Here is a 3,290-nt window from a genome sequence, read left to right as displayed (position 1 = left end):
GATACAATGAGGCCTTACAACAGGTTGAAGAGCCTATTTATGCCTTGGTGAATTCCGATATCGAAGTAACCGAAAATTGGTTGCAAGCGATTATCGATCATTTTGACACTCATCCCCAAACAGCAATAGCGCAACCTAAACTAATGGACTACAAAAACAAAGCGTTTTTTGAATACGCTGGCGCGGCAGGCGGATTTATCGATCGTTTTGGCTATGCCTATTGCCGTGGCCGTGTGTTTGAAACTTTAGAAAAAGACGAGGGACAATACGACCAACCCGCAAAAATCTTTTGGGCCACAGGGGCTTGTTTTTTTATTCGACGTGAAGTCTATCACCAATTGGGCGGACTGGATGCCTCTTTTTTTGCGCATCAAGAAGAAATCGATTTATGCTGGCGCGCGTTTAATCAAGGGTATGATTGCTATTACCTCCCCGACTCGGTGGTCTATCATGTAGGGGGCGCAACATTAAAAACAGGAACTCCGCGAAAAACCTTTTTGAATTTTCGCAACTCTTTGTCGATGATGCTCAAAAATTTGCCTGCTCGTACCTTGTTACCCATCCTTTTTTTGCGGTTGGTCTTGGATGGCATAGCCGGAATTCAATTTTTGCTACAAGGAAAAGGAGCGCACACCTGGGCCATTGTTAAAGCACACTTTTCATTTTATGGAAGAATAAGGGCTACCCTCGCCATACGAAAGGCACCGCAACGCCCGAACTACTATACCTTAAACAGTATTGTTTGGAATTATTTTGTAAAAGGGAAAAAGTATTTCGAACGATAATTAACAAATCTTAACCTTTTTGTAGTTCTATTTCAATAAACAACCTTTAATTTTGTAAAAAACAAAAAAGAGATCCCATGAGAAAAATAGTGTTTCTTTCTTTAGCAGCGTTAACTTTAGCTTCTTGCGGCAGTAAAAAGAAAATTGCCGAATTAGAGCAAAAAAACAAAGAATGCCAGGAATTGTTGAACTCAACAACCATGAAGTTGAACCTTTGTTTGACCGAAAAAGAGTCATTAAGTCAGCAGAATGAGTATTTGAAAAAGAATAATAGCGACTTAATCAACAGTTCTAAAGAATTAACGATGTTGACCACCAAAGGAGCTGAAAATCTACAGCGCTCTTTGGAAAGTTTGAAAGAAAAAGACCTAAAAATCAACCGATTACAAGATGCCTTAACGAAGAAAGATTCCGTAACATTAGCTTTAGTAAGTAGTTTAAAGAAAAATGTAGGCCTTGACGATCAAGATGTGAACATCAGTGTAGAAAAAGGAGTCGTTTTTATCAACATCTCTGATAAAATGTTATTCAAAAGCGGCAGTTATGTTGTGACCGACAAGGCCAAATCCGTATTGGATAAGGTAGCTAAAGTCATCAACGACAAACCTGATTTTGAGTGTATGGTGGAAGGACACACCGACAATGTTCCTTTTACGGGAAATGCGATATTGCTAGACAACTGGGATTTGAGTGTCAAACGCGCTACGGCTATTGTTCGTGTATTGACCAAAGATTTAGGCGTAAATCCGAAGCAAATTATCGCTGCTGGACGAAGTGAATTTGTACCCTTGATGGACAACAACACCGCTGAGAATCGGGCCACCAACCGCAGAACGCGTATAGTCATTCTACCTAAAATCGATCAGTTTTACGATATGATTGAAAAAGAAATGAAAAACCTCAGCAAGTAATTGCTTCAAAAAACATTCAAGCGTCTCTAAATCGAGGCGCTTTTTTTTACAAAATATCGAGCGAACCCTTGCCTTCACGTACTACAACAGGTTCGTAACCCGAAAGATCAATCACGGTAGAAGGCGTATTATCACCATAGCCACCATCAATGACCAAGTCGACAAGATTCTGCCATTTTTCAAAAATCAATTCCGGATCGGTGGAATATTCTAACACTTCATCTTCATCGTGAATCGACGTAGAAATGATAGGATTGCCCAAAATATTGACAATCGAGCGAATGATGTTGTTATCGGGGACGCGAATACCCACTGTTTTTTTGTTTTTAAAGACTTTTGGCAAATCGTTATTCCCGGGTAAAATGAAGGTATATGGACCCGGTAAGGCGCGTTTTAACAACTTAAATGTCGATGTGTCTATTTGCTTCACATAATCCGATATATGACTCAAGTCGGAACAAATAAAAGACAGATTGGCTTTTTCCAGCTTAATCCCTTTAAGTTTCGCTACCCGTTCCAAGGCTTTGGCATTGGTAATATCGCACCCCAATCCGTACACGGTATCTGTGGGATAAATGATAATCCCGCCGTTGCGCAAAACCTCGACGACCTTTTTTAGGGCCGCTTCGTTGGGATTGTCGTTGTAGATTTTTACAAATTGAGCCATCGCTTAGAAATTAGGCAGTTAAAGTTAGCCAATTACATCGAGCTTGGCAAAACGCAAGAGCAGTTTTTTGATACCGCCCACATCAAACTTGATTTCGGCTTTTCGGTCGGCCCCTACGCCCTCAAGATTGAGCACCTCCCCTTTCCCGAAGCGTTCGTGGAGTACGATATTCCCGATGGCCAATTTACTGTCTCCATGGCCCGATGAAGAAGTCGGAGCACTTGCATTCACAGGCTTCAAGCGACGTATGTTGGCACTTGGTGTGGGTTCGTCCTCATGCATACGACGTGGCGGTGTTCCCGAAACGGGTTTTTGCAAACGTAATTTGGTTTTATCGACATCGCCAAAAATATCCATATCAATCATGGGTTTGTAGCGGTAGCTTGAGGTTTCAGCGGGATTGACAAATTCTAGGTATTGCGGATCGATTTCTTCAATAAAACGCGAGGGTTCGGCATCGGTAAGTTTTCCCCAACGGTACCGCGATTGGGCATAGGTGAGATAGGCTTGGTGTTCGGCGCGGGTCAAAGCCACATAAAACAAGCGACGTTCTTCTTCGAGTTCGCTTCGGGTGTTCAAACTCAAAGCGCTAGGAAACAAATCTTCCTCCAAACCAACAATAAAAACGTAGGGAAACTCCAGTCCTTTGGCTAAGTGAATGGTCATTAAGGCTACGCGATCATCGTCGCCTGTATCGTTGTCCAAATCGGTGGCGAGGGCAACATCTTCGAGAAATTCGGCCAAAGCGCCTCGTGCTCCATCGACTTCTTTTTGCCCTTCGGTAAAATCTTTAATCCCGTTGAGCAATTCTTCAATATTTTCTACCCGAGCGACGCCCTCTGGGGTACCATCTTTTTTCAATTCCTGAATCAACCCCGTTTTTTTGGTCACGTGTTCGGCCAAATAGAACGCGTCTTGATTCTCATT

At 42.4% G+C, this 3,290-nt stretch carries 4 protein-coding genes; 2 read left to right on the top strand and 2 right to left on the bottom strand.

The annotated features are described in order from the left end of the window. Together Q0037_RS01750 and Q0037_RS01745 are read left to right on the top strand one after the other, a co-directional pair. The coding region (locus Q0037_RS01750; RefSeq protein WP_297514518.1) for a glycosyltransferase family 2 protein at positions 1–785 on the top strand (785 nt) is incomplete at its 5' end. Positions 786–862: 77 nt separating this feature from the next. Then, a complete protein-coding gene (locus Q0037_RS01745) occupies positions 863–1,696 on the top strand; it encodes an OmpA family protein (RefSeq protein WP_297514515.1) in 834 nt (277 codons plus the stop codon). Between the two features lie 46 nt (positions 1,697–1,742). Here the strand turns inward: Q0037_RS01745 and Q0037_RS01740 are convergent, their stop codons facing one another. Both Q0037_RS01740 and Q0037_RS01735 read right to left on the bottom strand, forming a co-directional pair. Next, positions 1,743–2,363 carry an L-threonylcarbamoyladenylate synthase gene (locus tag Q0037_RS01740; RefSeq protein WP_297514512.1) on the bottom strand — a complete coding sequence of 207 codons (621 nt, stop codon included), beginning with the start codon at positions 2,361–2,363 and terminating at the stop codon, positions 1,743–1,745. A gap of 24 nt (positions 2,364–2,387) precedes the next feature. Continuing rightward, the coding region (locus tag Q0037_RS01735) for a 3'-5' exonuclease (protein WP_297514509.1) at positions 2,388–3,290 on the bottom strand (903 nt) is incomplete at its 5' end.

This window comes from Flavobacterium sp. (genome assembly GCF_027482425.1).
Classification (GTDB): Bacteria; Bacteroidota; Bacteroidia; order Flavobacteriales; family Flavobacteriaceae; genus Flavobacterium.
The sequence above is the reverse complement of the archived record's forward strand: the minus strand, read 5'-3'. Positions and strand labels throughout refer to the sequence as shown.

What these genes read in the sequence shown, in the direction of transcription:
- Q0037_RS01745 (WP_297514515.1), top strand. Translation starts at nt 863, where the DNA reads ATGAGAAAAATAGTGTTTCTTTCTTTAGCAGCGTTAACTTTAGCTTCT.
- Q0037_RS01740 (WP_297514512.1), bottom strand. Translation starts at nt 2,363, where the DNA reads ATGGCTCAATTTGTAAAAATCTACAACGACAATCCCAACGAAGCGGCC.